The following is a 17,918-nucleotide window of genomic DNA, read 5'->3' on the forward strand; positions in this document are numbered from 1 at the left end:
AAAAAGCTAAAATGAGTGGGTGCTAGGGTAAGATTAATGAACTTCTACGTTTTTATGTTCACGAAACTTTTGGTCAATGGATGTCCAAATCGCAAAGGCTATACATACCAATAAGGCATATAAAAAATAGGTTGGTTTCAAGTTGCCTTGAATTGAGCCTTGGAGCAATAGGGTCAGCATCAGTGCAAAAGTGGTGCTTAAAAAAGTAACTAGATTTTGGTTAGCCTTCAGAGCGTTAATGAAGACTTGCGTATTGAAATGTGAAAACATCTCCATCCCTCCTTGTTATAAATCACTAAAATCAGAGCATTTTAGTCAGATTGGTTTTATTGTTCTACCTTGTTTAGCAAACTATTTCAAGCCCTTATAGTCATATTTTGATAAAAAACATCATTTTCATATGAAATACTACTATTTTTTATCATTTATTTACAAAATAATAAAAAGTAGTGTGTTTTTTAAGCCATTTAAATACGATTTCAATCGTACTTGCATATTTTATGCCAGCTAATTTTGAGGGCGACTATACGACTTTAGCGTTAATTTGAGCTCTGCTTAAAATGGGTGAATGATTTATTTTGTTTTAGTTTTTTATTGAAAATATTTTAATTTCATTTGTTTATTTATACCAAATAATTATTTGGGTTGCTACTATCATGACTGATAAATTGCCTTAAAAAGAGGCAGTTTTAGCACAAGAAACAATAAGTGCGGGTTTGGGTAAAACCTGACAATTATTGTCTAACTTAAATTCGTATTTGGATAAAACACGACTTTAATACAATACAGCTCGCAAATAGAGCATGACTTGAAAAAATAGCCGAGCTCGAAGTCCGTACTGGCTATTTTTTCATTCGATCATGAATTGCAGCGAATACAAAAATCAGTAATGCAGGAATCAACCAAGCGAGGTTTTGTTCACTCAGGGGAAAATTGGTCAGTGTGGTTGGCAAGAATCTAGCTAAGTCTGCGGCCTTCATTGCATCAATGATGCCAAAGAGCAATGCAACTGCGGCAGTAGGTGCAATCACGCGGGTTGGAATACGGAATAATCCCCAGAAAAAGCTGAGTAGAATGACCACAATTGCAGGTGGATAAATCGCGCTTAAAATAGGCACTGAAACTGCAATGAGTTTGGTGAGTCCAAGATTGGAAATAACAAAGGCAAAGCCCACTAAAATAAATACCCAACGGCGATAATGAATTTTAGTAATTTGCTCAAAATATCCAGCACATGCGCATGTCAGTCCAATTGCCGTAACCATGCAGGCAATAAAAATCATTGCAGCTAAAAATACCGAGCCAAATCCGCCAAAAGCATGTTGCACATAGGCATGTAAAATGACTGCACCATTACTGGCATTGGCGGCAACATCGTGACTGCCCATCCCCAGTTTAAATAGGCTTAGATAAACTAAAGTTAAACCGATCCCTGAAATTAAACTTGCCCATACCGCATAGCGGGTGATGAGTTTTTTATCAGTTACGCCACGTGAACGAATCGCATTAATAATCACAATCCCGAATACCAATGCACCTAAGGTATCCATAGTGAGATAACCGTTAATAAAGCCTTCAGATACAGGACTGTTCACATAATTGTGAATGGCAGGTGAAATTGTACCTGTCGGAATAATAAATGCAGTGATGCCTAAAATTAGTAATGACAGAATTTTAAGCGGGGAAAGTACATAGCCCACTGTATCTAAAATTTTGTGTGGATACAGTGAAACTAACATCACCAAGGCAAAATAGATGGCGCTATAAATGAATAAGGTGCTCGCGGAATCGCCAAAATAGGCAGAGAAACCAATTTCATAAGATACGGTAGCGGTACGTGGTGTGGCGAAAAGCGGGCCAACCGCTAAATAACAGACGACTGTTAAAATTAAGCTCGCGATTTTGCCTAAAGGCGAACTTAAAATTTGTATAGAACCTTCGACACGTGACAACGCCATAATGGTAATCACGGGTAAGCCAACTGCGGTAATGAGAAAACCGAGCGCAGCAAGCCAGACGTGTTCGCCCGCTTGCTGTGCCACGATAGGTGGGAAAATAATATTACCTGCACCAATAAACAGCGCAAAGGTCATAAAACCCAAGGCAATAATATCCCGTGTGCGTAAATTCGTCATGGGAGAGAAATAAGATGTAAACAAAAGAAAGCGATTTTAGTAGATCGAGCTATGATTTTCTAATTTATTTTATAGGTCATATGAATATTTTTTATGATATGTGTTTGTAGGCTATTTTAATCTTCACTATAAAAATTAAATAACTTACTGTTTATCTGATGTATTTTTGAAAAATGCTGATCCCACATAGTATAGATGGCTTATCTAGTATAAGTTTTGGTTGCTATTTTAAATGCGCAGTTCTTAAACAAAACTGTTGGTCGCATGACGATGGATACTTGTTTGGCAGCTTGAGCTGATTTTACAAGCCGAAAGGGTTATAATCTCAGGCTTCAGGTCAGGAGTTCATCATGCGCGCCCTTAAAGTCAGCATTAAATCAGAGCAAGATATTGAGAAATTACGCATTTCGGGGCGTTTGGCTGCTCAGGTGTTGCAGATGATTGGCGAGCATGTCAAACCCGGAGTCACGACAGAATACTTAGATGATTTGTGTCACGATTATATTGTAAATACCTTAAAAGTCATTCCTGCCAATGTGGGCTATCACGGTTATACCAAAACCACCTGTATTTCACCCAATGAAGTGGTCTGTCATGGTATTCCATCATCCAAAACCATTTTAAAAGATGGCGACATTATTAATATTGATGTGGCAGTGATTAAAGATGGTTTTTATGGTGATACCAGTCGTATGTACTATGTGGGTCAGGTGAAACCAGAAGCGAAAAAACTGGTCGATACCACTTATGAGGCGATGCGCGCAGGGATTCATGCGGTGAAACCGGGCGCGACTTTGGGCGATATTGGCTATGCCATTCAAAGTGTGGCGCATCGTGAAGGGTTTAGCATTGTGCGTGAATATTGCGGACATGGTATTGGGCAGGTGTATCACGAACAACCAAGTGTGCTGCATTATGGTCAGCCTGGACAAGGCTTGGTGCTTAAAAAAGGCATGGTATTTACCATTGAGCCAATGGTGAATGCGGGCAAAGCGCGTGTGAAAGAACTGAAAGATGGCTGGACGGTGGTGACGACAGATAAATCACTTTCTGCACAATGGGAACACATGGTTGCTGTGACTGATACAGGCTTTGAAGTGTTATCGCCGTGGCCAGAAGGTACGGGGAGTTATCCTGAAATTTAATGCACGAATGCTTTTAGGTTAAGACTGATAGATAAAACATCTTAGACTTTAGTTTTAAACTATTTGTTAAAAAATGAACAATCGCTATAATCGAAGTCAAAGATACTTGCTGTAGTTTCTTTGTTTTAGCTTTCTTATTTTAGATTGTAGTTTTCAAAGCTTATCTGTCTTAGATAAGCTTTTTTTTTTTGCTGTTTCGTATCTGAAATCAAAAGATCCTATGTGCTAACGAATGGTTAGCTTTTCGACCAAATAGTCGATAAATACACGTACAGCAGGTAATAAACCACGGCGTGATGGATAGACGGCATGGAAAATACCATGCGGTGCGTGCCAGTCGGGTAAAACACGAACCAATTCACCCGATGCAACATAATCTTCAACAATCGTGTCAGGCAACAACACAATGCCACAATTTTGTCGTGCCAATTGCGCTAGCATCATTAAATCTGAACCCATGACTGTAGGGTTGACCTTAATTTTTTTCGGTTGCTGTTGTTGATCATGCACAACCATGTATTGATCTAAATGCTCATCCGACATGCTTAAAATTTTATGATGACTTAAATCTTCAGGTTTTTTCAAATCGCCAAATTCATTCAAATAAGCCTGACTGGCAAATAGATGTTGTTCGATGTTGCTGAATTTGCGAATCACCAAACTTGGATCATCATCTAAATTTGAGCGGACACGCAGGGCAATGTCGATCCCTTCGTTGACGATATCGACACGACGGTTGCTGACAATTAGCTGTACTTTAATTTCAGGGTAGGCTTTCAAAAACTCAGGCAAGATTTTGGCAATTTCATTTTGTGCAATTGAAACAGGTAAGCTGACTTTAATTACACCACGCGGTTGAATACTTAGGTGATCGACCAAGTCGTGCGCGGCTTGGGCAGCATTCATCATTACTTGCGCATGCCGATACACATTCATACCAATTTCTGTGACCGCAAAATGACGTGAGCTGCGCTGAATTAAACGCACACCTAAGCGTTCTTCTAGGTTGTGTACGCGTCGGCTAAGTTTGGATTTTGGAATATCGGTGGCGCGTTCTGCTGCACTAAATCCACCATGTTCGACCACTTGGGCAAAACAATAAAAATCATCCAAATCTGTAAGCATGACTAAATTCCATTTATGCAACAATACTTAAATTAAAGTGGCATCGTTGCATGTTGTCAATCTTTAATTGTGCTTTATTGCTGTGCTTTTTGCAGAATCTCTAAAACTTGTCGGTATTCTTCTAAACGGGCTAAATCACGTGCTGTAGGATTGGGAATCCGCGTTAAATTCATGTTGTCTTGCACATCTGCAATTTTTACAGCACAGGCAAGCGGGTTTTGTGCAGTACGCATAGCCGCTTGAACACGAGTTTCATGCGGCAGTTTGGTGAGCGCCTGAATTGCTTGAATAATATGCGTTTGAAATCCTAAATTTTGCAGGTCTTGTGCTGTGGTGTGGGTATCTTCAAGAATGTCGTGCAGTACAGCGACAATTTGCTGATCGGGCTGTTGTAATTGCAACATTACACGTAAGGGATGCAAAATATAAGGCTGACCGCCTTTATCTAGCTGCCCTGTATGTTGTTGTACTGCAAGTGTAATTGCATTTTCTAGAGTTGCCATAAGTATAATTAAAAAAATTTCTATAATTATAAGCCGTGCTTAGCGTAAAATATAGAAATTGCTTGTTATGATGCAAACAGATTTTATGTTTATCTATTTTACTATTGGTGATGCTGCTCTATGCCATATCAACTCATTGAACTGAATACGCCTGCGACTGAAAATTTGCTTTGCCCACATTGCCAACATGCTGTTATTGATTGGGCAGAAGAACAATATATTCAGCCTTGCGAGCATACTTTGTTTGTCGCAATGGATTTGGGTTTTGAATATGCCTCAGATGTATTTGAACAAAGCATGCCACGCAGTGTCGATGAAATTCATGCACATGATGATCAGTTGGATATGTGGCAAGAACTGACTTCAAGTCGTTATCCGCAATATTTGATTTATAAAACGGATTTAGGCGTGCAAGGTTTATCTCGCTATGTTGGATTTACCGCGGCTTAATTGCACTTAACTTAGAGAGTCTAAGATATAAAAATAGGGAAATTCAAAAGCTGAATTTCCCTATATTTTGATGGATTAGATATTTTTTCTGCGTTTAGCTCTCCATATCTTCTTCTATTTCATCATCGGCACTGTCCATTCCTAATTCTTTGAGTTTTCGCGTCAAAGTATTACGTCCCCAACCCAATAATTCAGCGGCATGACGTTTACGTCCACGGGTTTGTTGCAGTGCAGCATTAATTAAGGTGCGTTCAAACATTGGAATGGCGATATCCAGAAGTTTCATCTCGCCATTTTTTAACTTTTGTACTGCCCATTGCCCAAGTAATTCATCCCAATGCTGCATAGATACCCGATCTGCCACATGAAGCGCAGAATGTTCGGCTAATTTTTCAATTGGAATTTGCTTGAGTTCGGTTGGTAAATCTTCAGGATAGACCTCACGTCCTGTAATCATCACGGTAAGCCAGCGACAAGTGTTTTCCAATTGGCGCACGTTACCTTGCCACGGCAATTGCTGCATATATTCGACTGTTTCAGGACGCAATATTTTTGGACTCACGCCTAATTCTTTGCCTGCACGTGCCAAAAAGTGCTGTGCCAACATTGGAATATCTTCACTGCGATGCGCCAGTTTAGGAATATGAATCCGAATGACGTTCAGGCGATGATATAAGTCTTCACGGAAGCGTCCATCTTGTACCAGTTTTTCCAAATCCTGATGTGTTGCTGCGACAATCCGTACATCCACTTTGACAGGAATATGTCCACCAACCCGATAAAATTCACCATCTGCCAAGACGCGCAATAAGCGGGTTTGGGTTTCAAAAGGCATATCACCAATTTCATCTAAAAACAAGGTGCCGCCGTTGGCTTGTTCAAAGCGTCCCTGACGTTGTGTATTGGCACCTGTAAATGCACCTTTTTCATGTCCAAAAAGTTCGGTTTCAATCAAATCTTTCGGAATGGCTGCCATATTCAGCGCAATAAATGGTTTGCTGCTACGCGGTGAGTGGCGATGCAGTGCATGCGCCACCAACTCTTTGCCTGTACCTGATTCACCATTAATGAGCACAGTAATGTGTGATTGCGATAAACGACCAATCGCACGAAACACTTCCTGCATGGCAGGCGATTCACCAATAATTTCTGTCGATTGAATTGGCTGCACTGTCGATTTTGCAGATTCTTGCTGTTGTAGTTTGGTGATATGCAAAATTGCACGATTGACTAAAGCAAGTGCTTCATCAATATCAAAAGGCTTGGGTAGGTATTCAAATGCACCTGTTTGATAGCTAGATACTGCCGATTCTAAATCGGAGTGCGCAGTCATAATAATCACAGGCAAGTCGGGATAACTGACTTTGACTTTGCCAAGAAAAGTTAAACCATCAATTCCAGGCATGCGAATGTCGGTCAAAATTACATCGGGTGCATCTTGGTTTAACTCATCTAGTGCAGACTGTGCTTCTTCAAAACTGGTGACTTCAAAACCTTCTTCTCTAAAAGTTTTTTCCAGTACCCAGCGCATTGCACGGTCATCATCAATCACCCAAATTTTATTTCGCGACATGACTCGCCTCCCAAGGTAAATATAAGCTAAATATTGTTTTTCCTGGAATGGATTGGCATTCAATCATTCCGTTATGTTGATGCATAATATTTTGTGCGATGCTCAAACCAAGTCCTGTACCGTTTGCGCGGCCAGTCACCAATGGATAAAACACGGATTCTAAAATGTCTTCAGGTACGCCTGGGCCGTTATCTTCAATATCAACACGTACGGTAGAACGATTCAGCACACCATTAATGGTAACCAAGCGTTGAATACGAGTTCTTAAAATCAATTCAGGTCGATGCTCGGTAAAGAAATCGGGATGTTCGGTCATGGCTTGTACTGCATTGGCGCAAATATTCAGCATGACTTGAATCAATTGATCGCGGTCTGCCATGACTTCAGGTAAAGAAAGGTCATAATCACGGATAATATTTATTTTGTTTTTAGTTTGATTGACGATCAGGCTGCGCACCCGTTCTAAAGGTTCGTGAATATTGACCAGTTCATAGCTTGGTAGTTGGCGTGAGCCGAGCATGGTATCGGCCAAGTTTCTTAAACGATCTACCTCGCTAATAATAATGTCGGTAAATTCATCATATTTCGGGTCATTTAAACTTCGTGCTAACAGTTGTGTCGCACCACGAATTCCTGCAAGCGGGTTTTTAATTTCATGTGCCACACCACGAATCAGCTGACGTGCGACTTGATGCTGTTGAATAAAGTTTTCTTCTTTGGAAATTTTGAGCATCCGATCAATCGGATTCAATTCAATCAGCAAAAGAGGATGATAAGGCTTGCCTGCATTTAACTGTGATGCAGTGTAATCGACATGAATATCTTTAAAATTGACATTAATGGTCGCTTCACGGCGGGTGTAGGGTTGACCAGTTTTGATGGTATTCAGGAAAGCCTCTTGCGTATTGAACTCATCATCAGGCATGTGCAGCAAATTTAAAACGGGTTGCCCTGAAGCGCGAATTAAACTGATATCAAACAATGCTTCACAAGACGAGTTTAAATAAAAAATATTCAGGTCACGATCAACCAGTAAAATTGCGGTGCTGAGGTTATCCACCAAAAGACGATAGTCAATGCTCTGGGTCTGATCCATTCGTGAATGCTTCCTGTATGAAATATTGTGCAAGGGCATTGTCATGTGTCAGCCATGTTCCAAATTTGGATCGAATTGAGGCGAATTAAGCAAAATGCACGCCAACTTTTCGTTTTTAGTGCATTTATCACTGAAGAATCGGAAAAATGCGCAGGAACTGGACTGAATTTTCAAGATATAACGGATAACAGAAACACTGTAAATAAAAAATGCATTAAAATGGTGCAATATTTAAATCATTCAGCCTGAATGGTTGTATTTTGGTGCATTATGCAAAGAGTCGGCTATTTCTCTATTTTTATGCAAAGAAAAGTCATACAATACGCGCATTCTAGTGGAGTGCAGATTCTATGAAATCCCCCAAAGTCGGTTTTGTTTCTTTAGGTTGTCCTAAGGCATTGGTAGATTCCGAACGAATTTTAACTCAGTTAAAAACTGAAGGTTATGATGTCGCATCTGATTATGAAGGTGCTGACTTAGTTGTTGTCAATACATGTGGTTTTATTGAATCTGCAGTACAAGAGTCCTTAGACGCGATTGGCGAAGCCATGAATGCCAATGGTCGTGTCATTGTGACAGGTTGCTTGGGTAAAGATGAAGATAAAATTCGTCAAATGCATCCCAACGTATTAAAAGTGACTGGCGCGGCTGCTTATCAGGACGTGATGGAAGCGGTGCATCAATATGTTCCTGAGCCACCAAAACATAATCCATTTATTGATTTGGTACCTGAACAAGGCATTCGTTTGACGCCTAAACATTATGCCTATCTTAAAATTTCAGAAGGCTGTAACCATCGCTGTACTTTCTGCATCATTCCAAGCATGCGTGGTGATTTAGTTTCGCGTCCTGTGGGTTCGGTATTAGAAGAAGCTGCGGCACTGAAACGTGCAGGCGTAAAAGAAGTATTGGTAATTTCTCAAGATACTTCTGCCTACGGCGTAGATACCAAATATAAATTGGACTTTTGGAACGGTCAGCCTGTTAAAACCAAATTCTATGATATGTGTGAAGCCTTAGGGCAATTGGGTATTTGGGTGCGTTTGCACTATGTCTATCCATATCCGCATGTGGATGCTGTAATTGATTTAATGGCACAAGGCAAAATTTTACCTTATTTGGATATTCCATTCCAACATGCCAGCCCGAAAGTATTAAAGTTGATGAAGCGACCTGCGCACAGCGAAAACACGTTGGAGCGTTTAAAACTTTGGCGTGAAAAATGCCCTGAGCTGGTGATTCGTTCAACCTTTGTGGTGGGTTTTCCAGGCGAAACAGAAGAAGATTTCCAAATTTTGCTCGACTGGCTAAAAGAAGCGCAATTAGACCGTGTTGGTTGCTTTACTTATTCACCTGTTGAAGGTGCGGCAGCAAACGACTTGCCAGATCATGTGCCAGAAGAAATCAAGCAAGAACGCTATGAGCGTTTTATGCAGGTTCAGCAAGAAATTTCAGCAGCTAAACTGCAAAAACGTATTGGTCAAACCATGACCGTGTTGGTAGATGATTTGGAAGAAGAATTTCCAGTCGCAGTGGCACGTTCTTATGCAGATGCGCCAGAAATTGATGGCAACGTCTTTGTAGAAGATATTGACAAGAGCGTGATTAAAGCAGGTGATTTACTTGAAGTTGAAATTACCGATGCCGATGAATACGACTTATTTGCCAAGCTGATTCAGGTCAAATCTGCATAATGCTTTGCAGATTTGGATTGCTAGCTGTAAGCCATACAAATTGTAAAAAATTAAAGTTTAGAATTTAGAATTGGAGTAATGACAATGTTAGATTCAAAAAAGCCACGTTATGCACGTATCTTGTTGAAACTATCGGGTGAGGCACTTGCGGGTAATAAAGACATGGGGATTGATGCGCAAGTGCTCGATCAAATGTCTTTGGCAATTGCACACTTGGTCGGTTTAGGTGTGCAAGTGGGTATTGTTGTCGGTGGTGGTAACTTATACCGTGGCAGCCAATTACAAAAAGATGGCTTAGTTGGCCGTGTAACAGGCGACCAAATGGGTATGTTGGCAACGGTGATGAACGGTTTAGCCATGCGTGATGCCTTGGTGCGCCGTAACATCAAAACCCGTTTAATGTCTGCATTGCCTATTGGTACAGTGGTTGAGTCTTACTCAAGCCGTGATGCGATTCGTCACCTGACTCAAGGTGAAGTGTGTGTGTTCGTTGCGGGTACAGGCAATCCATTCTTTACCACAGATACAGCAGCATGTTTACGTGGTATCGAAATCGAAGCTAACTTGATCTTAAAAGCGACCAAAGTAGATGGCGTATATAACAAAGATCCAAGCAAATACGAAGATGCGGTGAAATATGACACACTTACATTTGACCAGGTGTTGGATGAAAAATTAGGTGTTATGGATTTAACTGCAATCTGCTTATGCCGCGATCACAATGTGCCGTTGCAAGTTTTTGATATGAATAAAGCAGGTGCATTGCTTTCTGTAGTGATGGGCGAAAAAGAAGGTACTCACGTTACGAACTAATGTACGTGAGCCACAAAGCTCTTTATACTACGGTCTAATTTAACCCTATATTTTGACTCAAATTTTAGAATACAGTAAGGAAGATCTTATGATTAACGATCTTAAAAAAGACAGCGAAGAACGTATGAGCAAGACTTTAGAGTCTTTAGAACATGGTTTTGCCAAAGTACGTACAGGTCGTGCACATCCATCAATTTTAAATGGTGTGATGGTTTCTTACTACGGTTCCGATGTGCCACTTAACCAAGTAGCCAACATTGGTGTAGAAGATTCACGTACCTTATTGGTTCAGCCATTTGAGCGTTCAATGGTGTCTGCAATTGATAAAGCAATTCGTGAGTCAGATTTGGGTCTAAACCCAATCACAGCCGATGCAATTCGTGTACCGCTTGCAGCATTGACTGAAGAAACTCGTCGTGACATGCAAAAAGTTGCGCGTTCTGAAGCAGAAAATGCCAAAGTTGCTATTCGTAACATCCGCCGTGATGTATTGGGCGACATCAAAGCATTATTGAAAGAAAAAGAAATTTCTGAAGATGATGAGCGCCGTGCAGCAGATGACATCCAAAAAATCACAGACAAATACGTTGCAGAAGTAGACAAGCGTCTTGCTGCAAAAGAAGCTGAGTTGATGAAGGTCTAATCAATGACCACATCGGAAGACAGCGCGTCTTTGCCAAAACATGTTGCCATCATTATGGATGGCAACAATCGTTTTGCAAAAAAAAATCAAATGCAAAAAGGGGAAGGACATCGCTCTGGTAAAGATGTACTTGACCCGATTGTTGAACATTGTAGAAAAAAACACATTCAAGCTTTAACCGTTTTTGCTTTTTCGAGTGAAAACTGGAATCGTCCGCAGTTTGAAGTGGATTTACTCATGCAATTGCTGGAAACCACAATTCATGAGCAATTACCACGCATGGAAAAATTCAATATTGCCTTACGTTTTATTGGTGACCGTTCACGTTTGTCGCCGCATTTGCGTGAGTTAATGTTGCATGCCGAACAAAGGACTGCTAATTTCAACAGCATGACACTCACAATTGCCATTAGTTATGGTGGTATGTGGGATATGGCACAAGCTGCAAAACAAATTGCTGCAGATGTTGTGGCGCATAAAATTGATATTGAACAAATAGATACACAACTTTTTGGTCAATATGTCAGTCTGGCAGACCTACCACCTGTCGATCTGTTGATTCGTACAGGTGGCGATTTTAGATTGTCCAACTTTTTACTTTGGCAAGCTGCGTATGCTGAATTGTATTTTACCCAAACCTTGTGGCCTGAATTTAGCATAGAAGAATTTGACGATGCACTGGCAGTATTTGGTGGTCGCGAACGTCGTTTTGGTAAAACTTCTGAGCAAATTCAACAAGAGAAAATTGAGAATTAATACATGTTAGAGCGGATTATTACCGCATTGGTATTGGTTGCTGTGGTGTTGAGTTGTATGTTTGCAACTCAGTCGCACTATCCAATGTTTATGCTGATGATTGTTGCAGCAGGGGTTGCGGGCTATGAGTGGTTCAAACTCATGCCAAGAAAAACTAAATATGTCCTCAAACCTGTGGCTTGGGGCTTTGGTGTATTGACTGCCGCTTTGGCAGCAATGGCACTTTATTTTAGTGATATTGCCTTGTTACTTTGGGCAGCTTCTATTTTGACATGGTTACTCAGTATTTATTGGGTCAAGTCTTATCCAGAATACGATGCATGGTATAACCCAAGCTTAAGTTTTATTGGTTTTATTCTAATTTCTGCTGCGGTCACTGCAATTTTTTCCGTATGGAATAGTTCGCCGTGGTGGTTAATGTACTTGTTCTTGTTGGTTTGGGGTGCAGACTCAGGTGCTTATTTTGTTGGACGCAAACTAGGCAAGAAAAAACTTGCACCAAATGTCAGTCCAAACAAGTCAGTAGAAGGCTTATATGGCGGTGTGTTTACAGCCATGCTAATTGTGATTGTTGTCGAAGTGGTGTATTTGGACCTAACTTTGGCACAACATATTTTATTTTTGATTCTTTCGGTATTTACGGTATTTAGCTCAGTATTGGGCGATCTGTTTGAATCCATGATCAAGCGCCGTGCAGGTATTAAAGACTCTGGGCGAGTTTTGCCAGGTCATGGTGGTGTGCTAGATCGGATTGATTCTTTACTTGCAGCAGCTCCAATTTTTGCTGCAGGTATGTATGTTTTAAAACTTATTGGCGTAGATTTATAAATGTCACAAGCTGTTTGTATCTTGGGTGTGACAGGTTCAATTGGACAAAGCACCCTAAAAGTACTGCAACAACATCCTGAGCAGTATTCAGTTTTTGCCGTGACGGCACATAGCCGAATTCAAGAACTGGTTCAAATATGCAAACAGTATCATCCTAAAATTTTGGTTGTACCTGCGGCAAAAGTTGATGAATTGCAGCAGTTACTTGCACAGCAACACATTTCAGGGATTGAAATTTTAAGCGATGAGGCGGGTTTAATCGCAGTTGCCGAACATCCTGAAGTGGATGTGGTGATGGCAGCCATTGTCGGTGCGGCAGGTTTATTACCTACACTGGCTGCGGTTAAAGCGGGTAAGCGCGTGTTATTGGCCAATAAAGAAGCCTTGGTGATGTCGGGCGACATCATGATGCAGGCGGCACGTGAACATGGTGCTTTGTTATTACCTGTAGATTCTGAACATAACGCGATTTTTCAATGTTTGCCTGAACATTATTTACAAACCGAAAGAAATGGACAACCTCAGCTAGGTGTATCACAAATTTTACTGACTGCTTCGGGCGGCCCATTTTTAAATCATAGCCTAGAAGAACTGCAACACGTTACCCCTGCACAAGCCTGCAAACATCCAAATTGGTCTATGGGACAAAAAATTTCGGTAGATTCTGCAACCTTAATGAACAAAGGTTTGGAATTAATCGAAGCGTGTCATCTTTTTGCAATTTCAGAACACTTTGTTACAGTTGTGGTTCATCCACAGAGTATTATTCATTCCATGGTTCAATATGTGGATGGTTCAACTTTGGCACAAATGGGTAATCCTGATATGTGTACGCCAATTGCGCATGCTTTGGCATGGCCGCAGCGTATCCAAACGCATGTTCCGCCTTTAGATTTGTTTGTCAATCATCAGCTTGATTTTCAAGCACCCGATACCACACGTTTTCCTGCGTTAAGTCTGGCACGTCAAGCCATGCAAGAAGGTGGTCTGGCGCCTGCTATTTTAAATGCAGCAAATGAAATTGCAGTTGCAGCATTCTTGCAGCAAAAAATTCGTTTTACTGAAATTGCGACAGTGGTTGAGCATACCTTGAACCAAATACAAAATTCAGCCGCAGAAAGCATTGAACTGATTTTGCAGGCAGACCAAAATGCTCGTGCTATTGCACAGTATTTTGTGTTGAATAAAGGAAGCTAAAGCATGAGTGCCTTATTTATTGTGGTTGCAGCGATTCTTTTGCTAGGACCTTTAATTACAATTCATGAGTTTGGGCACTACTTTGTTGCACGTAAATTAGGTGTCAAAGTTTTGGTGTATTCCATAGGCTTTGGGCCCACCATTTTAAAATGGACGTCTAAAAAATCGGGGATTCAATATCAGCTTTCGGCACTGCCTTTGGGTGGCTATGTCAAAATGCTTGATGAACGCGAAGAAAACGTTGCAGAAGCAGACCTACCTTATGCCTTTAATCGTCAGCATCCGTGGAAACGTATTGCGATTGTGGCAGCAGGTCCGTTAATCAACTTGATTTTTGCCATATTATTGTTCTGGGTATTATTTTTACCCGCTCAAGAACAGTTGAATACCCGTGTGGGTAAGGTGCTGGTAGATACACCTGCTGCGACAGCGCAAATGCAAGTAGGTGATAAGATTACCGCCATTGATGGTACGCCTGTGACGACATGGGAAAAGCTGAGCTTTGCCTTGGTAGATCGTGTAGGTGAAACAGGCAAGATTCAGGTACAGGCTGAACGTGCAGGTGAAATCAAAACCTTTAATCTTCCGATTCAAAATTTTATTAATGATCAATCTCAGTCGCCTTTAGATGTACTGGGTTTTACACCTTATCGTCCACAAATTCCTGCTATTGTCAGCAAATTAAGTGAAGATGGTGCGGCCATTCGTCAAGGTATGCAAGTCGGCGATCAAATTGTGGCAATTGATGGTGTAAAAATGAATGACTGGTACGATGTGGTACAAGTGGTTCAGGCATCGCCAGAAAAATTACTGAAAGTAGATGTGCTGCGTAACAATCAAATACAACAACTGGAAGTCATGCCACAAGGTAAACGTGACAATATGGGCAATGTTTCGGGTGTGTTGGGTGTGCAAAGTGATCCTGGAAAAATTGTCATTCCAGAAGATTTTAAGCAAACCATTCAATACAGCCCGAGTGAAGCTTTATTTATGGCGGTAGATAAAACAGGTCAGCTGTCTAGCATGATTCTGAATTCTATTGTCAAAATGGTACGTGGTTTAATTGGTTTAGATAACTTATCTGGCCCAATTACCATTGCCAAAGTAGCAGGACAAAGTGCAGAAATGGGGTGGCAAACTTTTATTTCCTTTATGGCACTTATGAGCGTAAGCTTAGGAATTCTAAATTTATTGCCAATTCCAATGTTGGATGGCGGGCATTTAGTTTATTATTTTATCGAGCTGATTCGTGGTAAACCTGTTTCTGAACAAATACAATTAGTTGGTTTAAAAATTGGTATGGTACTGCTTGGAAGTATGATGCTCCTTGCATTATTTAATGACATTATGCGTTTATAACAACGTAGATACGAAATAAATTTAACACTGGAAAAGACTGGCATGCAGCACACACATTTATTTATGCCCTTGGCACTGGTTAGTGCAATGGCGGCAACACAACAAGTATATGCAGCAGATGAATTCATTGTACGAGATATAAAAATAGATGGTCTTGTTCGTTTAACGCCAGCCAATGTCTATGGAATGATTCCAGTGAATAGTGGTGATCGTGTCAATGAAGCAGTGTTGGCCAATGCGATTCGTTCACTCTATGCCACAGGTTTGTTTGATGACATTCAGGCCAGTCGTGAAGCCGACACTTTAGTGTTTAAAGTGGTTGAGCGCCCAATCATTTCTAAGGTTGAATTTAAAGGCAATAAACTGATTCCAAAAGAAGCGTTGGAAGATGGTTTAAAGAAAATGGGTGTGGCTGAAGGTGAAGTACTGAAAAAGTCAGCACTACAAACTTTAGAATCTGAACTTGAACAGCAGTATATGCAGCAAGGTCGTTATGATGCGGATGTACGTGTCATTACCACAGCACGTCCAAATAACCGTGTAGATTTAACTGTAGAGTTTGTTGAAGGCAAAGCTGCCAAAGTGGTAGATATCAACATCATTGGTAATACGGTATTTAAAGAAAGCGACATTAAGCAGGCGTTTGCAGTTAAAGAAAGTAGCTGGAGTTCGATTGTTACCCGTAATGACCGCTATGCACGCGAAAAAATGGCAGCAAGCTTGGAAGCATTACGTGCGTTATATCTTAATAAAGGTTATATCAACTTCAATATCACTAACTCTAGCTTGAATTTGAGCGAAGACAAAAAGCATATTTTTGTTGAAGTTTCGGTGGATGAAGGTGAGCAATTCAAGTTTGGCGAAAGCAAGTTCTTGGGCGATGCTTTATACAAACCAGAAGAACTTACGGCACTGAAAATTTATAAAGATGGTGAAACCTATTCACAAGAAAAAGTGAATGCGGTGAAACAATTGTTGCTACGTAAATATGGTAATGCAGGCTATTACTATGCCGAAGTGAATATTGTTCCGCAAATTGACAAAGAAACTAAACTGGTCGATTTAAACTACTACATCAACCCAGGTCAGCAAGTTACAGTGCGTCGTATTAACTTCGCTGGTAACAGTAAAACCGCCGATGAAGTACTGCGTCGTGAAATGCGTCAAATGGAAGGCGCATTGGCAAGCAATGAAAAAATTGATTTGTCTAAAGTCCGTTTAGAGCGTACAGGTTTCTTTAAAACCGTTGATGTCAAGCCTGTGCGTATTCCAAATGTGCCAGACCAAATTGACTTAAATGTAAATGTAGAAGAACAGCACTCAGGTACAAGTACTTTGGCGGTAGGTTTCTCGCAAAGCGGTGGTGTGACGTTCCAAGCTGGTTTAAGCCAAACTAACTTCTTAGGTACGGGTAATTCGGTTTCGATTGATTTATCACGTTCTGAAACACAAGACTATTATAATCTGAGTGTGACCGACCCATACTTCACGATTGATGGTGTACGTCGTGGTTATAACATGTACTACCGTAAAACCAAACTGGACGATGACTATAACGTAAACAACTATGTGACAGATAGTTTTGGTGGTGGCATTAACTTCGGTTACCCAATTGATGAAAACCAAAGCATCAGTGCGGGTTTAAATATTGACCAAACTGAAGTGACTACAGGGCCTTATGTCTCGACTTATGTGCGTGATTACTTATTGGCGCATGGCGGTAAGGCAACTGGCAAAGCTGAAGATGTTTGTATTGGTGCTATAGAAAACTTGTATGAGGATCCTGATGATTCAACAAAAATAACTGGTACTAAATGTAATGGTCAGACTGTTGATTATGATAATGAATTTAACGGTGATTTCCTAACGTATAACTTAAACTTGGGTTGGTCATATAACACCTTAAACCGTCCGATTTTCCCAACCAATGGTATGTCGCATCGTGTGAATGCTGAAATTGCCTTACCGGGCAGTGATGTAGAATTCCAAAAAGTCACTTATGATGCTCAAGCCTATTTCCCATTAGGTCATGATTTTGTCTTACGTGGGTATGGTAAGTTAGGTTTTGGTAATGATTTACCGTTCTATAAAAACTTCTATGCGGGTGGTTTTGGTTCAGTACGTGGTTATGACAACAGTACCTTGGGTCCAAAATACCCAGGTGTAACTTATAGTGAATCAAGATCTAAAGATAATGACTATGAGGAAGTGGGTGGTAACGCACTGATCCAATTTGGTACAGAGTTGGCTTTGCCTTTACCATTTAAAGGGGATTGGACGCGTCAAGTTCGCCCAGTGATTTTTGCTGAAGGTGCGCAAGTCTTTGATACGCAGTGTGATGTGCCATCTGGTAAGTTATATATGTCTGGTGAGGCAAGTGACCCAGGTGTAGATGCGAAACAATACTGTAAAGACAACTACGGCTTTGACTTCGGTGAAATGCGTTATAGCGTGGGTGTAGGCTTTACATGGATTACCATGATTGGTCCGTTGTCACTTAGCTATGCATATCCATTGAATGATAAACAAGGCGATGACACCAAAAATATCCAATTTGAAATTGGTCGTACTTTCTAAGTACGACTCGTGTTGGATTGTTTA

General features: G+C 40.7%; 16 protein-coding genes. 10 read left to right on the forward strand and 6 right to left on the reverse strand.

What is annotated here, in order from left to right; translation table 11 throughout:
• Positions 1-33: 33 nt before the first annotated feature.
• Together C3Y93_RS01845 and brnQ are read right to left on the reverse strand one after the other, a co-directional pair.
• Positions 34-270, reverse strand: a complete 237-nt coding sequence (locus C3Y93_RS01845; RefSeq protein WP_004976747.1) for a hypothetical protein — start codon at positions 268-270, stop codon at positions 34-36.
• Between the two features lie 572 nt (positions 271-842).
• Complete coding sequence (gene brnQ, locus C3Y93_RS01850; protein WP_096901417.1) at positions 843-2,135, reverse strand: branched-chain amino acid transport system II carrier protein; 1,293 nt, start codon at positions 2,133-2,135, stop codon at positions 843-845.
• A 350-nt stretch (positions 2,136-2,485) separates the two neighbouring features.
• Between brnQ and map the strand changes: the two genes are divergently transcribed.
• Positions 2,486-3,280, forward strand: a complete 795-nt coding sequence (gene map / locus C3Y93_RS01855; protein ID WP_004976729.1) for a type I methionyl aminopeptidase — start codon at positions 2,486-2,488, stop codon at positions 3,278-3,280.
• A 225-nt stretch (positions 3,281-3,505) separates the two neighbouring features.
• On the opposite strand, the gene C3Y93_RS01860 is transcribed toward map, so the two are convergent.
• Both C3Y93_RS01860 and C3Y93_RS01865 read right to left on the reverse strand, forming a co-directional pair.
• Positions 3,506-4,405: a LysR substrate-binding domain-containing protein gene (locus C3Y93_RS01860; RefSeq protein WP_004976726.1), complete on the reverse strand. Its 900-nt coding sequence runs from the start codon at positions 4,403-4,405 to the stop codon at positions 3,506-3,508.
• A gap of 74 nt (positions 4,406-4,479) precedes the next feature.
• Positions 4,480-4,908 carry an HD domain-containing protein gene (locus C3Y93_RS01865; RefSeq protein WP_004976725.1) on the reverse strand — a complete coding sequence of 143 codons (429 nt, stop codon included), beginning with the start codon at positions 4,906-4,908 and terminating at the stop codon, positions 4,480-4,482.
• A 120-nt stretch (positions 4,909-5,028) separates the two neighbouring features.
• Here C3Y93_RS01865 and C3Y93_RS01870 point away from each other — a divergent pair, with 120 nt between their 5' ends.
• Complete coding sequence (locus tag C3Y93_RS01870; RefSeq protein ID WP_004976724.1) at positions 5,029-5,358, forward strand: hypothetical protein; 330 nt, start codon at positions 5,029-5,031, stop codon at positions 5,356-5,358.
• A 94-nt stretch (positions 5,359-5,452) separates the two neighbouring features.
• On the opposite strand, the gene glnG is transcribed toward C3Y93_RS01870, so the two are convergent.
• Both glnG and glnL read right to left on the reverse strand, forming a co-directional pair.
• The gene (gene glnG, locus C3Y93_RS01875; protein WP_096901419.1) at positions 5,453-6,931 is read right to left on the reverse strand and encodes a nitrogen regulation protein NR(I); all 1,479 of its coding nucleotides are present in this window, start codon (positions 6,929-6,931) and stop codon (positions 5,453-5,455) included.
• Entirely contained in the window at positions 6,918-8,027 is a 1,110-nt protein-coding gene (gene glnL / locus C3Y93_RS01880; RefSeq protein WP_004976718.1) for a nitrogen regulation protein NR(II), read from the reverse strand. The genes glnG and glnL overlap by 14 nt, the downstream gene beginning before the upstream one ends.
• Positions 8,028-8,377: 350 nt before the next feature.
• On the opposite strand from glnL, the gene rimO reads away from it, so the two are divergent.
• The 8 genes from rimO to bamA all read left to right on the forward strand — a co-directional run bounded on the left by rimO (position 8,378) and on the right by bamA (position 17,894).
• A complete protein-coding gene (rimO, locus tag C3Y93_RS01890) occupies positions 8,378-9,721 on the forward strand; it encodes a 30S ribosomal protein S12 methylthiotransferase RimO (protein ID WP_096901422.1) in 1,344 nt (447 codons plus the stop codon).
• 84 nt (positions 9,722-9,805) lie between these two features.
• Complete coding sequence (pyrH, locus tag C3Y93_RS01895) at positions 9,806-10,534, forward strand: UMP kinase (RefSeq protein WP_004976712.1); 729 nt, start codon at positions 9,806-9,808, stop codon at positions 10,532-10,534.
• A gap of 88 nt (positions 10,535-10,622) precedes the next feature.
• Positions 10,623-11,177 (forward strand): ribosome recycling factor, encoded by a 555-nt coding sequence (gene frr / locus C3Y93_RS01900; protein ID WP_004976711.1) that lies wholly within the window; start codon positions 10,623-10,625, stop codon positions 11,175-11,177.
• Positions 11,178-11,180: 3 nt separating this feature from the next.
• The gene (gene uppS, locus C3Y93_RS01905) at positions 11,181-11,933 is read left to right on the forward strand and encodes a polyprenyl diphosphate synthase (protein WP_004976709.1); all 753 of its coding nucleotides are present in this window, start codon (positions 11,181-11,183) and stop codon (positions 11,931-11,933) included.
• 3 nt (positions 11,934-11,936) lie between these two features.
• Positions 11,937-12,761 (forward strand): phosphatidate cytidylyltransferase, encoded by an 825-nt coding sequence (locus C3Y93_RS01910; RefSeq protein WP_004976707.1) that lies wholly within the window; start codon positions 11,937-11,939, stop codon positions 12,759-12,761.
• Positions 12,762-13,958, forward strand: coding sequence for a 1-deoxy-D-xylulose-5-phosphate reductoisomerase (gene ispC, locus C3Y93_RS01915; protein WP_104851905.1), 1,197 nt, complete (start codon positions 12,762-12,764; stop codon positions 13,956-13,958).
• A 3-nt stretch (positions 13,959-13,961) separates the two neighbouring features.
• Positions 13,962-15,317: an RIP metalloprotease RseP gene (gene rseP, locus C3Y93_RS01920; RefSeq protein WP_104851906.1), complete on the forward strand. Its 1,356-nt coding sequence runs from the start codon at positions 13,962-13,964 to the stop codon at positions 15,315-15,317.
• Positions 15,318-15,404: 87 nt separating this feature from the next.
• The gene (bamA, locus tag C3Y93_RS01925; protein WP_416224616.1) at positions 15,405-17,894 is read left to right on the forward strand and encodes an outer membrane protein assembly factor BamA; all 2,490 of its coding nucleotides are present in this window, start codon (positions 15,405-15,407) and stop codon (positions 17,892-17,894) included.
• The last annotated feature ends 24 nt before the right edge of the window (positions 17,895-17,918 follow it).

Origin of the sequence: Acinetobacter sp. SWBY1 (genome assembly GCF_002946595.1) — a bacterium.
In the GTDB taxonomy this organism is placed as follows: domain Bacteria; phylum Pseudomonadota; class Gammaproteobacteria; order Pseudomonadales; family Moraxellaceae; genus Acinetobacter; species Acinetobacter towneri.